The organism is Nocardiopsis sp. NPDC055824, from assembly GCF_053616335.1.
The window spans coordinates 1-1,682 of record NZ_JBSHDN010000403.1; the positions used below are offsets into that span (position 1 = coordinate 1).

The following is a 1,682-nucleotide window of genomic DNA, read 5'->3' on the forward strand; positions in this document are numbered from 1 at the left end:
CCCCGGGGCCCTTCCGTGTGCCCGGCCCGCTTGCGCCCGGCGCCCGGAAGGGCTGCGGTCCGGGGACCACCGCCCCGGAACTTCCCCGACATCTGTTCCGTTATCTGAGGGTTAATAAATATTTGTCGGCTGATAGTCGAACGTAGGACGGTTTCCGTTTTGTGATCCAGCGGTTAGGCTCGCCCTACGGGCGCGCCGCGCGTCGGAGTTCCTTCCCGGGGTGGGAAGGCCCCCCTATCGCCGCCCCGCACCGAGGCCGGACCGGCCCTGACCGCCCCGGCGATCCTGAGGACCGCTCCCGGCGCAGGCCGGCCCGCGCGGCCGGACATCCCCCAGATACAACAGGAGTGTTGTGGTGACTCCCGCCAAGCCGATCGCACGCCGACTCGTCGGCGCAGGCGTCCTGTTCGCCGCGCTCGGCGCCATCGGCCCCGCCTCCGTCCTCACCTCGACCGCCTCCGCCTCGACGACCCCCATGGTCTGGGGCAACGCCCAGGCGTGGGTCGCCGACGGCGACGTCGTCACCGGGTACTCGACCGCCGTCAGCTTCGGCGGCGAGACCGAGGCCAGCGCCGACACCGACGACCTCTTCGGCCCGATGGCGGACTACGTGGAGATCGACGGGGAGAGCCACACGCTCGTCGACGGCGAGGGCGCCCTCGCCGCGGCCACCGTCGACACCGCCACCTTCCGGATGGACGTCGCCGACCTCGCCGCCCACGGGATGGTCGACGTGCCGCCGGACGTGGAGCTGTCCGAGCCCTCCGGCGAGCCGCAGGAGGAGCCGACGGGGGAGGGCACGCCCTTCCAGGACGAGCCCAGCCCCGGGGCCACGGGCGGGGAGGGGGAGCCGGGTGCGGCCGAGGAGGAGGGCGGACGGCTCCCGGAGCCCGAGAAGAGCCCGCAGACGCCCGGTGAGGGGCACAGGGAGACACCGGAGCAGTCCCCGAGCGAGGAGGACGAGCTGCTCGTCCTGGACGAGACCAACTCCGGCACCGTCGCCGCCGACGGCAACGCCGTGGAGTTCACCCTCGCCGACGCGGCCAGCTCGGCGAGCGCCGGATACGGGGGAGTGACCGAGGCGACCTTCGAGCACGGTCGCCTGACCGCGTTCGGCGTCCCGGTGGGCCCCGTGGGCGCGGACGGGGTCGTCGTGGAGGACGTCGTCGAACTCTTCGACGAGAGCGGCGACGTGGCCCTGGAGATCCCCGTCAGCGTGCGCTTCGTGGTCAACGAGGCGACCTTCGAGGACGAGGACGCCGAGTGGGACGGCAAGGGCATCCGCAGCTGGATGACCGTGTGGGTCCAGGTGGGGGACCCCGAGGAGGAGAAGGAGTTCGCCGTGGACTTCGCGGACTCGTGGGCGCTCGGCTCCACCTACGCCGCGAGCGCACCGCCCGTGCCCGGGGACAAGGGCGAGGCCGCCGAGGAGGAGGCCGCGAGGCCGGACAACCGCCTGGCGACCACGGGCGGGTCCCTGGCCGGGCTGATCACGGCCGCCGTGGTGGCGGTGGGCGGCGGCGCCGCCGCGACCTTCCTCGCACGCAAGCGCACGACCGCCATGGACGACCGGATCGGGGACTGACCGCCGCCGTCCGCGTCCGGCCCCGCTCCCCGACGGCGCCGAGTTCCTCGCCCGCTACGACGACGCCGTCGCGAGCGTCGCGCGCACCGGCTGGGAG

Annotated in this window: 1 protein-coding gene; it reads left to right on the forward strand. The window is 73.7% G+C overall.

Annotated elements, in window-relative coordinates; genetic code table 11:
* Positions 1 to 355: 355 nt before the first annotated feature.
* Positions 356 to 1,585: a hypothetical protein gene (locus ACWGL3_RS32175; RefSeq protein ID WP_452462161.1), complete on the forward strand. Its 1,230-nt coding sequence runs from the start codon at positions 356 to 358 to the stop codon at positions 1,583 to 1,585.
* The last annotated feature ends 97 nt before the right edge of the window (positions 1,586 to 1,682 follow it).